The sequence below is a fragment of the Marinactinospora endophytica genome, from assembly GCF_054780875.1.
In genome coordinates this window covers 500,166-515,251 of sequence record NZ_BAAGVM010000001.1, presented here as the reverse complement: position 1 = coordinate 515,251, position 15,086 = coordinate 500,166, and the positions used below count along the sequence as shown (strand labels likewise).

The 15,086-nt window shown below is 69.4% G+C and carries 14 protein-coding genes and 1 riboswitch; of the genes, 6 read left to right on the top strand and 8 right to left on the bottom strand.

Annotated features, from left to right (window positions below; all coding sequences use genetic code 11):
* The first annotated feature begins 1 nt into the window (after nt 1).
* From qcrB to ACYVHU_RS02260, 4 genes are all read left to right on the top strand, one after another.
* A complete protein-coding gene (qcrB, locus tag ACYVHU_RS02275) occupies nt 2-1,645 on the top strand; it encodes a cytochrome bc1 complex cytochrome b subunit (protein ID WP_078760445.1) in 1,644 nt (547 codons plus the stop codon).
* Between the two features lie 97 nt (nt 1,646-1,742).
* Nucleotides 1,743-1,917, top strand: a riboswitch (cobalamin riboswitch).
* 93 nt (nt 1,918-2,010) lie between these two features.
* Nucleotides 2,011-3,018 (top strand): ABC transporter substrate-binding protein, encoded by a 1,008-nt coding sequence (locus ACYVHU_RS02270; protein WP_455429552.1) that lies wholly within the window; start codon nt 2,011-2,013, stop codon nt 3,016-3,018.
* On the top strand, nt 3,015-4,040 hold the full coding sequence (locus ACYVHU_RS02265; protein ID WP_144389971.1) for a FecCD family ABC transporter permease: 1,026 nt from the start codon (nt 3,015-3,017) through the stop codon (nt 4,038-4,040). The genes ACYVHU_RS02270 and ACYVHU_RS02265 overlap by 4 nt, the downstream gene beginning before the upstream one ends.
* 19 nt (nt 4,041-4,059) lie before the next feature.
* The gene (locus ACYVHU_RS02260) at nt 4,060-4,839 is read left to right on the top strand and encodes an ABC transporter ATP-binding protein (protein ID WP_078760443.1); all 780 of its coding nucleotides are present in this window, start codon (nt 4,060-4,062) and stop codon (nt 4,837-4,839) included.
* Between the two features lie 245 nt (nt 4,840-5,084).
* Here the strand turns inward: ACYVHU_RS02260 and ACYVHU_RS02255 are convergent, their stop codons facing one another.
* The 4 genes from ACYVHU_RS02255 to ctaC all read right to left on the bottom strand — a co-directional run bounded on the left by ACYVHU_RS02255 (nt 5,085) and on the right by ctaC (nt 9,746).
* On the bottom strand, nt 5,085-6,428 hold the full coding sequence (locus tag ACYVHU_RS02255) for a L,D-transpeptidase (protein ID WP_078760554.1): 1,344 nt from the start codon (nt 6,426-6,428) through the stop codon (nt 5,085-5,087).
* Nucleotides 6,429-6,666: 238 nt separating this feature from the next.
* Complete coding sequence (locus tag ACYVHU_RS02250) at nt 6,667-7,092, bottom strand: cytochrome c oxidase subunit 4 (protein WP_078760442.1); 426 nt, start codon at nt 7,090-7,092, stop codon at nt 6,667-6,669.
* A gap of 15 nt (nt 7,093-7,107) precedes the next feature.
* A complete protein-coding gene (gene ctaD / locus ACYVHU_RS02245; RefSeq protein ID WP_432936001.1) occupies nt 7,108-8,790 on the bottom strand; it encodes an aa3-type cytochrome oxidase subunit I in 1,683 nt (560 codons plus the stop codon).
* Nucleotides 8,787-9,746: an aa3-type cytochrome oxidase subunit II gene (gene ctaC / locus ACYVHU_RS02240; RefSeq protein WP_200813523.1), complete on the bottom strand. Its 960-nt coding sequence runs from the start codon at nt 9,744-9,746 to the stop codon at nt 8,787-8,789. Before ctaC ends, ctaD begins: the two co-directional genes overlap by 4 nt.
* Nucleotides 9,747-10,154: 408 nt before the next feature.
* Here ctaC and ACYVHU_RS02235 point away from each other — a divergent pair, with 408 nt between their 5' ends.
* Nucleotides 10,155-10,391 (top strand): sulfurtransferase TusA family protein, encoded by a 237-nt coding sequence (locus ACYVHU_RS02235; RefSeq protein WP_078760439.1) that lies wholly within the window; start codon nt 10,155-10,157, stop codon nt 10,389-10,391.
* Nucleotides 10,392-10,489: 98 nt separating this feature from the next.
* On the opposite strand, the gene rpsD is transcribed toward ACYVHU_RS02235, so the two are convergent.
* Entirely contained in the window at nt 10,490-11,101 is a 612-nt protein-coding gene (gene rpsD, locus ACYVHU_RS02230) for a 30S ribosomal protein S4 (RefSeq protein WP_078760438.1), read from the bottom strand.
* 73 nt (nt 11,102-11,174) lie between these two features.
* Here rpsD and ACYVHU_RS02225 point away from each other — a divergent pair, with 73 nt between their 5' ends.
* Nucleotides 11,175-11,948 carry a hypothetical protein gene (locus tag ACYVHU_RS02225; protein WP_078760437.1) on the top strand — a complete coding sequence of 258 codons (774 nt, stop codon included), beginning with the start codon at nt 11,175-11,177 and terminating at the stop codon, nt 11,946-11,948.
* 20 nt (nt 11,949-11,968) lie between these two features.
* On the opposite strand, the gene ACYVHU_RS02220 is transcribed toward ACYVHU_RS02225, so the two are convergent.
* From ACYVHU_RS02220 to ACYVHU_RS02210, 3 genes are all read right to left on the bottom strand, one after another.
* A complete protein-coding gene (locus ACYVHU_RS02220; protein ID WP_078760436.1) occupies nt 11,969-12,940 on the bottom strand; it encodes a carbohydrate kinase family protein in 972 nt (323 codons plus the stop codon).
* A gap of 146 nt (nt 12,941-13,086) precedes the next feature.
* On the bottom strand, nt 13,087-13,437 hold the full coding sequence (gene erpA / locus ACYVHU_RS02215; protein WP_078760435.1) for an iron-sulfur cluster insertion protein ErpA: 351 nt from the start codon (nt 13,435-13,437) through the stop codon (nt 13,087-13,089).
* Nucleotides 13,438-13,614: 177 nt separating this feature from the next.
* On the bottom strand, nt 13,615-14,718 hold the full coding sequence (locus tag ACYVHU_RS02210) for a glycerate kinase family protein (protein ID WP_078760434.1): 1,104 nt from the start codon (nt 14,716-14,718) through the stop codon (nt 13,615-13,617).
* Nucleotides 14,719-15,086: the final 368 nt, after the last annotated feature.

Genomic DNA, 15,086 nt, shown 5'->3' with positions numbered 1-15,086 from the left:
GATGAGCACTACTCCTGCCCCCAAGGCGCTGCGCGGCCTCGGCAACTACATCGACGACCGGTTCCACCTGGCGAAGACCGGCGAGAAGAACCTGCGCAAGGTCTTCCCGAACCACTGGTCGTTCATGCTGGGCGAGATCGCGCTCTACTCGTTCATCATCCTGTTGGTGACGGGTGTCTTCCTGACGCTGTGGTTCAACCCCAGCATGGGTCACGTGGTCTACGACGGCTCCTACGAACGGCTGAGGGGCGTGGGGATGAGCGAGGCCTACGCCTCGACGCTCCACATCACCTTCGACGTCCGTGGCGGCCTGTTCATCCGCCAGGTGCACCACTGGGCCGCGCTGATCTTCGTGGCCTCGCTGGTCATCCACATGCTGCGGGTGTTCTTCACCGGCGCGTTCCGCAAGCCGCGCGAGATCAACTGGCTCATCGGTGTCGCCATCTTCACGCTGGCGATCGTCGAGGGCCTGTTCGGCTACTCGCTGCCCGACGACCTGCCCTCCGGCATGGGCGTGCGCATCTTCCAGGGCGTGCTGCTGGCCATCCCGGTCATCGGCACCTACCTGATGATGTTCATGTTCGGTGGGGAGTTCCCCGGCGAGGCCATCATCCCCCGGCTGTACACGCTGCACATCCTGGTGATCCCGGGCATCCTGCTGGCGCTGATCGTGGCGCACTTCATGATCCTGTGGCACCAGAAGCACACCCAGTACCCGGGAACCGGACGGACCGAGAAGAAGGTCGTCGGCACGCCGATGTACCCGGCGTTCGCCGTCAAGGCCGGTGGGTTCTTCTTCTTCACCTTCGCGGTCATCGCCGGGCTGGCGGCCTTCGTCCAGATCAACCCGATCCACCTGTTCGGGCCGTTCACCCCGACGTCCATCACCTCGGGCCTCCAGCCCGACTGGTACATGGGCTTCCTGGAGGGTGCGCTGCGCATCTTCCCGAACTGGTTCGACTTCACCATCGCGGGTTACGCGGTGCCGATGGGCGTCTTGCTGCCCGGCCTGGGCGGCATGGGCCTGCTCTTCGGCGGCCTGGCGGCGTGGCCGTTCATCGAGGCCTGGATCACCGGGGACAAGCGCCACCACAACGTGGCCGACCGTCCGCGCAACGCCCCGACCCGCACCGGCATCGGTGCGGCGGGTGTGACCGCCTACGGTCTGATCTGGCTGGCCGGCTCCAACGACATCCTGTCGGAGACGTTCTCCATCAGCCTGTACGCGACGACGTGGTTCTTCCGCATCGCGATCATCCTCGGCCCGATCATCGCGTTCATCGTGACCAAGCGCATCTGCCTCGGTCTGCAGCGCCGGGACCGCGAGATCCTGGAGCACGGCTACGAGAGCGGCACCATCCAGCAACTCCCCAGCGGTGAGTTCATCGAGGTGCACAAGGAGTCCTCCCCGGACACCGTGCACGTCCTCCAGAGCAAGCCGCCGGCCCGCATCGACATCGACTCCACCGACGAGAACGGGGTGGAGCCGCCGAGCGGGCGGGGGGCCAAGGGACGGCTTCGCGCGCGTCTGGCCCACTGGTACACCAAGGACAACGTCTCCTTCGAGGGCGTCCGTCCGCACAGTGGGCACCACCTCCACCACGGCGCCACCGCGTCCGAGGAGGAGTCCGTGAAGGCCCACTGAGCCCGTCTCGGTGGCCTGTGAAGGGCCCGGCCTCCCCCGCGCCACGGGGAGGCCGGGCCCTTCGGCGTTCCCGGCCGCTCTTCGCCCGCGGGGCCTGTGATACCTTGCAGCCGCCAGCCGCCCCGCACGGGGCAGGGAATCCGGTGCGAATCCGGAACTGACGCGCAGCGGTGAGGGGGACGGACGGGGCACGGGCCACTGGGACCATCCTGGGAAGGCGCTCCGGCCGGACGAACCCGAGTCCGAAGACCTGCTGGCACTCTGGTCTCCCGCCGACCGGAGGAGGATGCCCGCCGGGCCCCGCGACCGGGCCCCACGCGAAAAGGACGGCCGTGCCGACCCCCCATCGTCCCCTCGTCCCCGTCCTGCTCTCCCTCGCCCTGTGCGCCGCCACCGGATGCGGTGCCGACTCCGCGGACCCGACCACGCACGCCGCCCCGGAGTCCGCCGTGACGGTCCACAACTGCGGCCGTGACGTGGTGGTCGCCGAGCCGCCCCAGCGCGCGGTCTCGCTCAACCAGGGGTCGACCGAGATCCTGCTCTCCCTCGGCCTGGCCGACCGGATGGTGGGGACCGCCACCTGGACCGATCCCGTCGCCGAAGGGCTGGAGCAGGCCAACGCGGGCGTGCCCCGCCTGGCCGACAACGCCCCCTCGTTCGAACGGGTCCTGGACGCGGAGCCCGACTTCGTCTCCGCGTCGTTCGTCTCGACCCTGGGCGAAGGCGGCGTCGCCACCCGCGACGACTTCGAGCGGCTCGGGGTGGCGACCTACCTCTCCCCGGCCGACTGCGCCAAGTCCTCCTTCGACAGGGGCGACGGTTCCCGCGCGGAGCCGTTGACGATGCAGGACGTCTACGGTGAGGTGCGCGACCTCGCGAGGATCTTCGGAGTCCAGGAGCGCGGCGAGGAGCTGGTCGCCGACCTCTCCTCCCGTGTGGACGCCGCCACCCGTGACGTCGACGCCTCCGGCACCACCGTGCTCTTCTGGTTCGCCAACTCCGAGGCGCCCTACCTGGCGGGATGCTGTGGGGCGCCGGGCATCATCACCGAAGCCGTCGGCGCGGAGAACGCCTTCGACGACACCCACGACGAGTGGCCCCAGGTCAACTGGGAGACCATCGCCGACCGCGACCCCGACGTTCTCGTGCTCGGCGACCTGACCCGGGACAGCCAGACGGCCGAGTCCGGTGCGGCCAAGATCGACTTCCTGAAGTCCACTCCGGTCACCCGCCACATGGACGCCGTCGAGAACGACCGATTCATCCTCGTCAGCGGTGCCGCCATGAACCCGTCGATCCGCACCGTCGAGGGGATCGAACAGGTCGCCGCCGGGCTGCGCGAGCTGGGTCTGGCCGGCCCCCGACGTTCGTGAGAGGGCTTTTCGCGGCGCGCCCCCTCCTGCTGTGGCCGGCCGGCTGCGCCCTGCTGGTGGCCTCCGTCGCGGTCGCGATCACGATCGGCCCCGCGGGGATCTCCGTGGGCGAGGTCGCGGCGGTGACCGTCTCACGCCTGGGCGGAGCCGACTCGGGGCTCAGCGCGATCCGTGAGGGCATCGTGTGGGACCTGCGGCTGCCCCGCACCCTGCTCGCGGCGGTGTGCGGCGCCGGACTGGCCCTGTGCGGGGTGGTGATGCAGTCGCTGCTGCGCAACCCGCTCGCGGACCCGTTCGTCCTGGGGGTCTCCTCTGGAGCCTCCACCGGCGCGGTGCTGGTCGTCGTGCTGGGCGTGGGCGGGGGCGCGCTGTCCCTGTCCACCGGGGCGTTCCTCGGCGCGGCCTGCTCCTTCGCCCTCGTCTTGGGCCTGGGGCACCTGTCGGGGGGAACGACCGACCGCGTGGTGCTGTCCGGCGTCGCCACGATGCAGTTGTTCTCGGCGCTGACCTCTCTCGTCGTCATGTCCTCGGCCGATCCGGAACAGACCCGGGGCGTGCTGTTCTGGTTGCTGGGCTCGTTGAGCGGGGCGTCCTGGCCCGATGTGTGGCCCTGCCTGCTGGTGCTGCTCCTGGCGTTGCCGGCGTGCCTGGGACGGGCCCCCGCTTTAGACGCGCTCGTCTTCGGCCAGGACGCCGCCGGCTCGCTGGGGATCCACGTCGCCCGAACACGCCTGGCGCTGCTGGGGGTGACCGCCCTCATGACCGCGGCGCTGGTGAGCGTGGTCGGCGCGATCGGTTTCGTCGGCCTCGTCCTGCCCCACGCGGCCCGGGCGATCGTCGGCCCCGGCCACCGCCGGCTCCTGCCCGTCTCGGCGCTGGCCGGCGCGATCTTCCTCGTGTGGGCCGACACCGTGGCGCGGACCGTCCTGGACCCGCAGGAGCTTCCGGTCGGCGTGGTGACCTCGTTGATCGGTGTTCCCGCCTTCGTCCACATCCTGTACCGCGGCCGGAGGACGGCATGAGGACGCGGAGGGGGCACGGATGAGCCTGCGCGCGGAGGACGTCTCCTGGAGCGTCGGCGGCAGGATGATCGTGGCCGGCGTCAGCCTGGAGCCGGCCCCGGGACAGACGGTGGGGCTGCTCGGCCCCAACGGGTCCGGCAAGTCGACGCTGCTGCGGCTGCTGGCCGGGGTGCGCCGGACTTCATCGGGGGTGGTCCGCCTCGATGGCGCGCCCCTGGAGGAGATCGGGCGGAAAGGGGCGGCCCGCCGGATCGCCGTGGTGGAGCAGGAGGCCACCCCCCAGGTGGACCTGACCGTGGGCGACGTGGTCCGGCTGGGCCGCATCCCGCACCGCAGGGCCTGGGCTCCCCTCTCCTCGGCCGACGAGGCGGCGGTGGAGGCCGCCCTCGGTCACACGGGGTTGACGGACCAGGCGGAACAGTCCTGGCACACCCTGTCGGGAGGGGAGCGCCAGCGCGCCCACATCGCCCGCGCCCTCGCCCAGGAGCCTCGTGAGCTGCTCTTGGACGAGCCGACCAACCACCTCGACGTCCGTCACCAGCTGGAACTGCTGGACCTGATCACCCGCCTCCCGGTCACCACGGTGATCGCGCTGCACGATCTCAACCTGGCCTCGATGTTCTGCGACCACCTCGTGGTGCTGCGGGAGGGGAGGGTGGTCGCCGCCGGACCGCCGGAACGGGTGGTGACCCCCCGGTTGGTCTCCGAGGTCTACGGGGTCCGCGCGGTGGTGTCTCCCGACGGGCCGGGGGGACGGCCCTACGTCCGTTTCCTCCCGCCCACCGGGGAGGCGCGCTGAGAGGACGTGGCGGGAGCGCCACAGCGCCGGCGCCCCGCCCGGGAGGGGTCCCTGTGGCGGGCGGCGGGAGGCCGCTCAGCCGGCCTCTCCCGGCCATCGGGGCCTCGGGCCTTCCCCGGCCGTACCGGAGAGGCAGCTGAGAGATCTCAGGCCCCTGAAACGGTCCGTCCATAATTCGTCCGTCCCTCACCGCGGAAGGCCCCCGGAGCGATGCTCCGGGGGCCTTCCAAGCGGGCTCGGCCGCGTCAGTCCGTGGCGGAGGCGGCGGCCGGCTCGGCCAGCGGGGAGCCCGGCGAACCGGCCTCATCCGTCTTGTCGGACTCGCCCAGGTTGCTGTTTGCCAGCCACTCGTCCCACGAGCGTTGCCAGTAGCCCCACCCGTTGTCGACCTCGAGCTCGCGGTCGGTCCCGGTGATGGTGAGCGGGTCGCCCATCAGCGAGTTCTCGTAGAACCACTTGGCGTCCTCGGTGCTCATGTTGGTGCAGCCGTGGCTCATGTTGGCCTGGCCCAGGGAACCGTTCCACGGGGCGGCATGGGTGAACTCGCCGCTGTTGGAGAAGCGGACCGCGTACTGCACGTCGAGCTTGTAGTAGTCGGGGTGCCCCTCGGGGATGCCGACCGTCGCGGAGTCCATGACCAGGTGCTCGTACTTCTCCATGGTCAGGTGCACACCGCTGGTGGTGGTGTAGGCGCGGGTCGTGGCGTTGCCGTTGCTGATCGGGAAGTCCTTGATCTGCTCGCCGTCGCGCTCGACCACCATGCGGTGCGTGTCGTCGTCGATCTCGGTGAACTGCGCCCGGCCGACCTCGAAGTTGATCTGGGAGTTCTTGATGCCGTAGACGCCCTCGGCTGCCTGGACACCGGCCAGCCGCAGGTTCACCGTGACCTTCTGGTAGGGCTCCCAGTACTCCTTGGTGCGGAAGACCGCCATCTGGTCGCCGAACCAGTTCCACGCGCCTTCGGCCGGCTTCTCGGAGACGACCTCCATGGCGGCCTCGACCGCGGCCTTGTTCTCGACCGGAAGGTCGAAGTTGACGATGATCGGCATGCCCACGCCGACCGTGTCGCCGCTGACCGGGAAGTTCGACTGGAGTTCGAGCCGCTTGCCCTCGGTCGCGGGGAGGGTCGAGAACTCGCTGACGACCTCGGTCTTCTCACCGTCTTCACCCTCGGCGGTGGCCGTGACGGTGACGTCGCTGCCCGGTGTCAGCGTCCAGTCGCTGACCCATTCGGTCTTGTCCTCGTTGAGCGTTCCGGTGATCTCGTCGAGCGCGCTGTCGGTCGACTCCTGCTGCTCCGTGGACACCTCGGCCGTCTGCGCCTGCTCGCCGGCCGCCTGGGTGATCTTCACGTCGGTGATGGTGCCGTTGGCCGCGGTGACGGTGACCGGCAGGTTGGGTTGGACCTCGGTCGACCCGTCCTGCGGGGTGATCTCGACCTCGACCGCGCTGCCGGTGCTCTCAGAGCCGGTGGTGTCGGCCCCCGGTCCGGCTTCGCCCCCAGAGCACGCGGCCGTGAAGACGAGGGCCACACCGGCCAACCCTGCGCCCAGGCGACGAAGTGTCGGTGTGAATGCGCTGTCCTTCACGCGTGCGACCTCCAGCATCGAGCTCGACCGGATCCCGACCCGTCCGCTCGGGCTCGAATCCAAGCGAACAAGTTCCAAAAACGATGACAAGGCGGCCGTACCGGGAGATACCCCGACAGGATGTATCGGTCCGCTCGAAAAGAATACCCCGGCCGGGCAACGATCTCAGCGGATTCGTTGCCCGGCCGGGGCCACAAAAGGACATCGATACCCGGTTACAACCGGGTTCAATCCTGTTCTAGTGCTGGAACTCCTTGCGGTAGTACTCGAAGACCCAGCCGATCGAGGTGAGGATGATGGCGAAGGCGCCGATGAAGACCATCCACCAGCCGATCGCCACGCCCACCGCGGTGAACGCGACCGCCATGGCCACGAACAGCGGCCACCAGCTGTGCGGGCTGAAGAAGCCGTACTCGCCGGCGTTCTCGGCGATCTCACCGTCGAGGCGCTCCTCCGGCGGCAGGCCGTGCGCGCGCTCGCTGCGACGCGCCGCCTGCCACAGCCAGAAGCCGACCATCCAGCCGAAGCCGATGGCGACGACCAGGGCCACCGTGCCGGTCCACTCGATCTGGCCCTCGACGGCCCACGCCCAGTAGGCGTAGAGGCCGGCGATGAGCCCGAAGAAGGTCGAGACGCCCATAAACAGGTAGGCCTGCATCTTCATGGTGAGCCCTCCCTCCTACTTCGTGGTTGCCGGAGCCGGGGCCGCGCCGGGCGCGGCGGCGTACGGGTGGTGCAGGTCGAACGCCGGACGCTCCGACCGGATCCGCGGCAGCGAGGTGAAGTTGTGCCGGGGCGGCGGGCAGGAGGTGGTCCACTCCAGCGAGCAGCCGTACCCCCACGGGTCGTCGACCTGGACCTTCTCGGCCTTCTTCGCGGTGATCCAGAGGTTCCAGAAGAAGATCAGCGTGGAGGCGCCCAGGATGAACGAGCTCACCGAGGAGAACTGGTTCAGCGCGGTGAAGCCGTCAGAGGGCAGGTAGTCGGCGTAGCGGCGGGGCATCCCCTCCGCGCCCAGCCAGTGCTGGACGCCGAAGGTGCCGTGGAAGCCGAGGAACAGCACCCAGAAGTGCCACTTCGCCAGCTTCTCGTTGAGCATCTTGCCGGTGAACTTGGGCCACCAGAAGTAGAAGCCGGCGAACATCGCGAAGACCACGGTGCCGAACACGACGTAGTGGAAGTGGGCCACCACGAAGTAGGAGTCGGTGACGTGGAAGTCCAGCGGCGGGGAGGCCAGGATGACACCGGTCAGGCCGCCGAAGAGGAAGGTGACCAGGAAGCCGATCGTGAACAGCATCGGCGACTCGAAGGTGAGCTGGCCCCGCCACATCGTCCCGATCCAGTTGAAGAACTTCACACCGGTCGGAACCGCGATGAGGAAGGTCATGAAGGAGAAGAACGGCAGCAGCACCGCGCCGGTCGGGAACATGTGGTGCGCCCAGACCGTGACGGACAGGCCGGCGATCGCGATGGTCGCGGCGACCAGGCTCTTGTAGCCGAAGATCGGCTTGCGGCTGAAGACCGGCAGGATCTCCGTCGCGATACCGAAGAACGGCAGCGCGATGATGTAGACCTCGGGGTGGCCGAAGAACCAGAACAGGTGCTGCCACAGGATGGCGCCGCCGTGCTCGGTGTCGTAGACGTGGGTACCGACGATGCGGTCGGCGCCCAGGGCGATGAGGGCGGCGGTCAGCACCGGGAACGCGATGAGCACCAGCACGCTGGTCAGCACGGTGTTCCAGGAGAAGATCGACATCCGGAACATCGTCATGCCCGGTGCGCGCATGCACAGGGCGGTGGTGATGAAGTTGACCGCACCGAGGATCGTGCCCAGACCGGAGACGGCCAGGCCGAGGATCCACAGGTCACCGCCGACGCCCGGCGAGCGGACCGCGTCGGACAGCGGGGTGTAGGCGAACCACCCGAAGCTCGCGGCGCCACCAGGGGTGAGGAAGCCGCTGATGGCGATCAGGCTACCGAAGAGGAACAGGTAGTAGCCGAACAGGTTGATGCGCGGGAACGCCACATCGGGCGCGCCGATCTGCAGCGGCAGCAGGATGTTGGCGAAGCCGACGAACAGCGGCGTCGCGAACATCAGCAGCATGATCGTGCCGTGCATCGTGAAGAGCTGGTTGAACTCTTCGTTCGTCATCATCTGCATGCCGGGGTACATCAGCTCGGCGCGGATGAGCAGCGCCAGGATGCCACCGAAGATGAAGAACGCGAACGAGGTGATCAGGTACATGTACCCGATGACCTTGTGGTCGGTCGACGTCATCCAGTTGACGATGATCGACCCTTTTCTGCGCGCCGGCGACTGCTCAGTGGCCGGGGCGGCGTGCGACTCAGTGACAGCCGTCATGACTGCTCCGCCTCCTCGTCAGCCGCGGGGGAGGCCTCGGGCGACTGCTCGCCCTCGGGACGCGCGGACGCGCCCTCGTTCTGCTCCGCACCCTCGGTGCCGGCGTCCGGCTCCTGGCCGGTCTCCTGCTCGGCCTCGGGAGCGGGGGCCTCGATGACGCCCTCCGCGGGGTTCTGCTTCTGGTCCTCGAGCCACTGCTCGTACTCCTCGGGGCTGACCACCTTGACGGTGAACAGCATGCGGGAGTGGTCAACACCGCACAGCTCGGCGCAACGGCCCGCGAACGTGCCCTCGACGTCGGGGTTGACCTTCACCTGGAACTCGTTGGGGTGACCCGGGATGACGTCCATCTTGAAGACGAACGCCGGGATCCAGAACGAGTGGATGACGTCGGGCGACTCCAGGTCGAAGTGGATGACGCTGTCGTTGGGGAGGACCAGCTGGGGGTCATCCCCGGGAATGCCGGCGATCGAGACGTCCTCGCCGTTGACGTTCTCTTCACCCTCGTACGTGAACTGCCAGCTCCACTGGAACGCGTTCACGTGGATGTTGACGTCGGCGGGCTCGTCGGTCTCCATCAGGTAGGCCTGGTCACGCGCGGTGAAGTAGAACAGCACCGCGATGATGACGATCGGCAGGACGGTGTAGAGCGCCTCGATGGGCATGTTGTAGCGCACCTGCGGCGGAAGCTGCTCGGAGCGCTTGCGGTGGAAGATCACCGACCAGATGATCAGTCCCCACACGAGAATGCCGACCGCGATCGCCGCCACCCACGAGCCCTGCCAGAGCGCGAGGACACGCTCGGCCTGCTCGGTGATCGGCTCCGGCACACCCAAACGAGTGAACTCGTTCGACGCGCAGCCGGTCGCGGCTATACCCAGCGCGGCGAACGCGGCGCCACGTGGTGCCCATCGGCGCAGCGCGGGGCGCCGATTCCTATGGCGGGTCGGACTCACGGATTGCCTTCCCAGCGGTGATGCCCGCGCGAAGCGCGGGCGGTCGTATATCCAAAGCTTGTCAAGGGGAAACATTATCGCGAACCACCCGCGGTGCTGATCACGGGCATGGCGGGCCAGCGTGTTGCGTTGCGCCCATTCGGTGGCGCGGCAGGGTCGGTCCGGTGCTTTGGACCTCTCCCACCCCGAGGCGCCGCGCTTTCGCGCTTGAGGCCGTCATGGTGTCGCGTCTGTCGCCCGGCCCGCTCTCGGGAGCGCCCCGGTGTCCGTCAGACCCCGGAACACGCCCTCCTCGAGCGGGCTAAGGCGAGGGTATCGCTGGTTTTACGAGGCCCTTAACCGGGTGCCTCTTACCGGCCCACATGGGTAAAGATTGGGACACGAACCGTAGACGCGAGGAGCAAGACCGTGCCGGAACAGCCAGTCCTGACGATCGACGCGATCGGCCGCAAGTGCCCCATACCGATCATCATGCTGGCCGGGCGGATCCGCGAGGTGCCGATCGGTTCGGTGATCGCGGTCACCGCAGACGATCCGGCCGCGATCACCGACATCCCATCGTGGTGCCGGCTGAAGATGCAGGAGTTCGTCGCGCGGGTGCCGTTGGCGCGCGGAAGCGCGTTCCACATCCGGCGCATGTACTGAAGGCGGCCGGCCCCGGCACCGCCGCGTGGTGGATCCGCGCAGCGCGAGGGCCGCGCGACCTTGCGGTCGCGCGGCCCTCGTTTCGTGCTCGCTGTGTCCTAGCGGGCGTAGTACTCGACGACGAGCTGCTCGTCGAAGGGCACGGGGACCTGCTCGCGCTTGGGGCGGTCGACGACCGCGATGCGCAGGTCCTTGTGGCTGACGGCCAGGTAGCCGGCGATCTTGTCGTCGGCGTGGACACCCTCGGCGGCCTCGACGAACGGGACCATCTGCCGCGACTTCTCGCGAACGCCGATGATCTGGCCCGGCTTGACCTGGTAGGACGGGATGTCGACCTTCTTGCCGTCAACCGTGATGTGACCGTGGTTGACGAACTGGCGAGCGGCGTAGATCGAGGCGGCGAAGCCGGCGCGCAGCACGACGGTGGCCAGGCGCAGCTCCAGCTCGGCGATCATCTCCTCACCGGTACGGCCCGGGCGCTTCTTGGCGTTCTCGTAGACGCGCGCGAGCTGCTTCTCCGAGAGGTCGTAGTACCAGCGCAGCTTCTGCTTCTCGGCCTGCCGGACGGCGTAGTCGCTGGTGGAGCGACGGACACGGCGGCCGTGCTCGCCGGGCGGGTACGGGCGCTTCTCGAAGTAGCTGACCGCCTTACGGGTCAGCGGGGTACCGGCGCGCCGGGACAACCGCACCTTCGGTCCGGTGTAGCGCATTCAAGTCCTCCGTTTTTCGTTTCTTGCAAAAACGGGAATCCTAGGTAAGGCTTGCCTAAGTCTAGGAGGTGTCATGCGACAGCCCTGCCCGTCCGAGATCGAACGGGTCCGTTCCCTCGCCGCCACGGCGACCCCGACCGCGGTGGCGTTGGCCGATGATCCGGACACGCGTTTCAGCGCATCCGGAGCGGTCGACCGTGTCGGGCGCGTAGTCCTGCTGATCGGCACCGACCACCCGCTGCACGGGGCACTGCGGGAGGTTTCACGCGGGTCGACCGGCCCGCGGGCCGGTGTCGATCTGTGCGCGATTCGACACGTGGGTCGGACACCCACTGTACGCGCTCGGCTGTGGTGCGAGGGCCGGGTGTCCGAGGTCCCCGCGCACGAGCGCCGCCAAGCCGCCCTCGCGATCTGGGAACGTCATCCCGACGAAGGGCTGCTCGCCGCAGTGGACAATGATCCCACACCCGACGGACCGCTCCTCGCCTGCATCGAGCCCGACGTGGTGGTCTACGACACCTACGACGACGCCGGCGTCATCGACGGCGCGGCCTTTCGCGCCGCCCGCCCCGATCCGCTGACCCTCCCCGCCGAACGGATCCTGGCCCGGGTCAACGACCGCCATCGCGACGAGTTGAGCGCGTCCCTGCGCGACGTGCCCGACGTCCCGCAGGGCCGGGCCTGGCTGTGGGAGCTGGACGGATTCGGCGCGACCCTGTGGGTGTCCCCCTACGCCTCGGACCGGCCGGTGCTGGTCCGGCTGCCCTGGAACGTGCGCGCCACCGCGCCCTGCCAGTTGGAAGGAGCCCTACGGGAGCTGTTGGGCCGCCGCGGGGCGCTGCGCTGATCCCCACGACGGCTCCGACGTCACAGGTGGATCTCGACCTCGTGGGCGGCCTCGTCACCGTAGGACAGCGCGATCCGCTCGGTCAGCGACTCAGCGGTCAGGGTGTACTCCTGGGGACCGTTGACCTCCAGGGCGTGGACCGCGACCGCGTTGCCCACCTGGGCGCAACGCTCCAGGGACAGCCCCCACGACAGCGCGGAGAGGAAGCCGGCGCGAAAGGCGTCGCCGACGCCGGTCGGGTCGACCTTCGTCGTGACGCTCGCCGCGGCGACGTGCAGGGACGGCTCGCCCTTGCGGTCGATGCGCACGCCCTTGCCCCCCAGCGTGGTGACACGAACGTCGACCCGGTCGAGGATCTCCTCGTCGCTCCAGCCCGTCTTCTGTTCGGCGAGCGCCTTCTCGTACTCGTTGGTGAACAGGAAGCGGGCGCCCTCGATCAGCCCGCGGACCTCGGGCCCCTCCATACGGGCGAGCTGCTGGGAGGGGTCGGCGGCGAACGGGATGCCCCGCTCGCGGCACTCGTCGCTGTGACGGGTCATCGCCTCGGGGTCGTCGGCCCCGATCAGCACGAGGTCCAGTCCCCCGACGCGCTCGGCCAGCGGCGTCAACTCGATGAGCCGGGCCTCGGACATGGCACCGGCGTAAAACGACGCGATCTGGTTGTGGTCGCGGTCGGTGGTGCAGACGAAGCGGGCCGTGTGCCGCAGTTCGGAGACGTGCACCGCCGAGGTGTCCACCCCGTGGCGTTCGAGCCAGGAACGGTAGTCGGCGAAGTCGGTCCCGACCGAGCCGACCAGGAACGGGGTGAGCCCCAGGCAGCCCATGCCGAAGGAGATGTTGGCGGCCACGCCACCCCTCCGCACCTCCAGCTCATCCACCAGGAACGACAGCGACACCTGTTCCAGCTGGTCGGCGATGAGCTGTTCGGCGAAGCGTCCCTCGAAGGTCATCAGATGGTCGGTGGCGATGGATCCGGTAATCGCGATACGCACTGCGGCGGGCTCCTCAGATGGGGGCGGGCGAGACGTCTCAAGGGTAGCGACCAGCGCCCACCCGGCCCCGTGATCGGACCACCATAGGACAGGCCCGCGCGGTGTTCCGCGCGGGCCCGTGTGGCTGGGCGTCTTGGCCCGGTGCCCTAGTTGAACGAGTCGCCGCAGGCGCAGGAACCGGTGGCGTTGGGGTTGTCGATGGTGAACCCCTGCTTCTCGATCGTGTCGACGAAGTCGATCGTGGCGCCCATGAGGTAGGGGGCGCTCATCCGGTCGGTGACGACCTCGACACCGCCGAAGTCGGCCACCACGTCGCCGTCGAGCTCACGCTCGTCGAAGAAAAGCTGGTACCGCAGGCCCGAGCACCCCCCGGGCTGGACGGCGACACGAAGACGAAGGTCGTCGCGGCCCTCCTGCTCCAGGAGTCCCTTGACCTTGTTCGCGGCATCGTCAGTCAGGATGATCCCCTGCGCGGTGGCCTCGCTCTGAACCGTCATCTGCTAGCTCCTCCAAAAGGGGTGGCGGCCGCCACGGCGACCTTTCTGCCTCTGACGTCTCAACGCCGAGGTGTCGTTGCGCATTCCTGCCGCGGCCCCGAACGCCCGGCTGTGCTGTATCCAGGTTAGGTTCTCCGCGGCACCGTCGCCATCCCGGCCACCCCGTGCCGGCGCGGGTCAGCGCCGCCAGCGGCGGGCGACCTGGGCGGCCAGCCTCCGCAGTTCCTCGGCCGGCCGCGCCAGGGCCGCCTCGACCGATCCCGCGGAGTCGGTGAGCGCGTAGGTCTCGGTGATGCCGGCGGCCGCGGCCTCGGCCCGCCCCACCGCCACCCGTCCGGCCAGCACCAGGCAGGGGACACCGTGGTCGGCGGCGGTCCGCGCGACGCCGTGGGGCAGCTTGCCGCGCAGCGACTGGGAGTCGAAGGACCCCTCTCCCGTGACCACCACGTCGGCCCGCGCGACCTGGGCGTCGAGCCCGACCGCGGACAGGACGCGGGACACCCCTGATTCCACCGTTCCCCCGAGGAGGAGCAGGGCGTATCCCAGGCCACCCGCGGCGCCCGCGCCCGGGGTGGCGCGCAGTGTCGCGTCGGGGTCGGTGGCGTCGGCGAACACCGTCAGCGCCGCGTCCAGGCGCTGGACCAGGTCGCGGTCGGCACCCTTCTGGGGGCCGAAGACCGCGCTGGCGCCGTGGATGCCCAGCAGGGGGTTGTCGACGTCGGTGGCGGCGACGAGGCGCACGCCCTTGGTCGCGGCACGGGCGGGTTCGAGGTCCACCCGGCCGGCGAGGTCGGCCAGGGCGACGCCGCCGCGGTCCAGGGCCGAGCGTGGGGTGGCGCCCAGGGCCGCGAGCATCCCGGCGCCGCCGTCGTTGGTGGCGCTGCCCCCCAACCCGACGACCACGGTGCGCGCTCCCGCGTTGACGGCGTGGGCGATCAGCTCGCCGACACCGGCGCTGGTGGCGCGGCCGGGATCGCGGGTCGTCGCGGGCACCAGGTGCAGCCCGCAGGCGTGCGCGCTCTCGATGTAGGCGGTGTCACCGGCGAGGAGGTACTGCGCGCTCACAGGGGCGCCGAGCGGGCCGGTCACGGTCACGTCGGCGACCGCGCCGCCGAGCGCGGCGTGCAGGACCTCGACGAAGCCGGGACCTCCGTCGGAGAGCGGGATGAGTTCGGTCTGGGCGTTGGGGTCGGCCGAGCGCCAGCCCTCGGCGACAGCCTGGGCCGCCTCGAGCGCGGTGAGGGTACCGGCGAACTTGTCTGGGGCAATCACGATACGCACGGCCCCAGTCTGCCCTTGGTGGAAGTGTTCCAGCCATACCCCCAACGGAAATACTCCACTTTGCGGTATTAAGAATCCGCATCACGGAATTACCATGGTCCTGTCCCTCAGGAACCGGCGTGTTCGGCCCGGGTGGTGAGGTCCGGGCCACCGACGGGCCGCCGCCCGCCCTCGCCCCTGCGCCCGAGTGGCGTCCGTCCGGTCACGGCGAGGGCCGGCTCATCGGCCGCCCCCTGCCGGCACCGCCTCCGCCGGCGTCTCCGGAGGCGCCCGCGGCGGGTCGAAAAGGGAGCGGACTCCCGCAGGCTCACGCTCCGCGCCCACCGAGGTCTCGGTTCGATCGGCGCACCGGCACCTCGCGCGGCCCC

What these genes read in the sequence shown, in the direction of transcription:
- erpA (WP_078760435.1), bottom strand. Translation starts at nt 13,437, where the DNA reads ATGACGGTTCAGAGCGAGGCCACCGCGCAGGGGATCATCCTGACTGAC.
- rpsD (WP_078760438.1), bottom strand. Translation starts at nt 11,101, where the DNA reads ATGCGCTACACCGGACCGAAGGTGCGGTTGTCCCGGCGCGCCGGTACC.
- ACYVHU_RS02225 (WP_078760437.1), top strand. Translation starts at nt 11,175, where the DNA reads ATGCGACAGCCCTGCCCGTCCGAGATCGAACGGGTCCGTTCCCTCGCC.
- ctaD (WP_432936001.1), bottom strand. Translation starts at nt 8,790, where the DNA reads ATGACGGCTGTCACTGAGTCGCACGCCGCCCCGGCCACTGAGCAGTCG.
- ACYVHU_RS02250 (WP_078760442.1), bottom strand. Translation starts at nt 7,092, where the DNA reads ATGAAGATGCAGGCCTACCTGTTTATGGGCGTCTCGACCTTCTTCGGG.
- qcrB (WP_078760445.1), top strand. Translation starts at nt 2, where the DNA reads ATGAGCACTACTCCTGCCCCCAAGGCGCTGCGCGGCCTCGGCAACTAC.
- ACYVHU_RS02260 (WP_078760443.1), top strand. Translation starts at nt 4,060, where the DNA reads ATGAGCCTGCGCGCGGAGGACGTCTCCTGGAGCGTCGGCGGCAGGATG.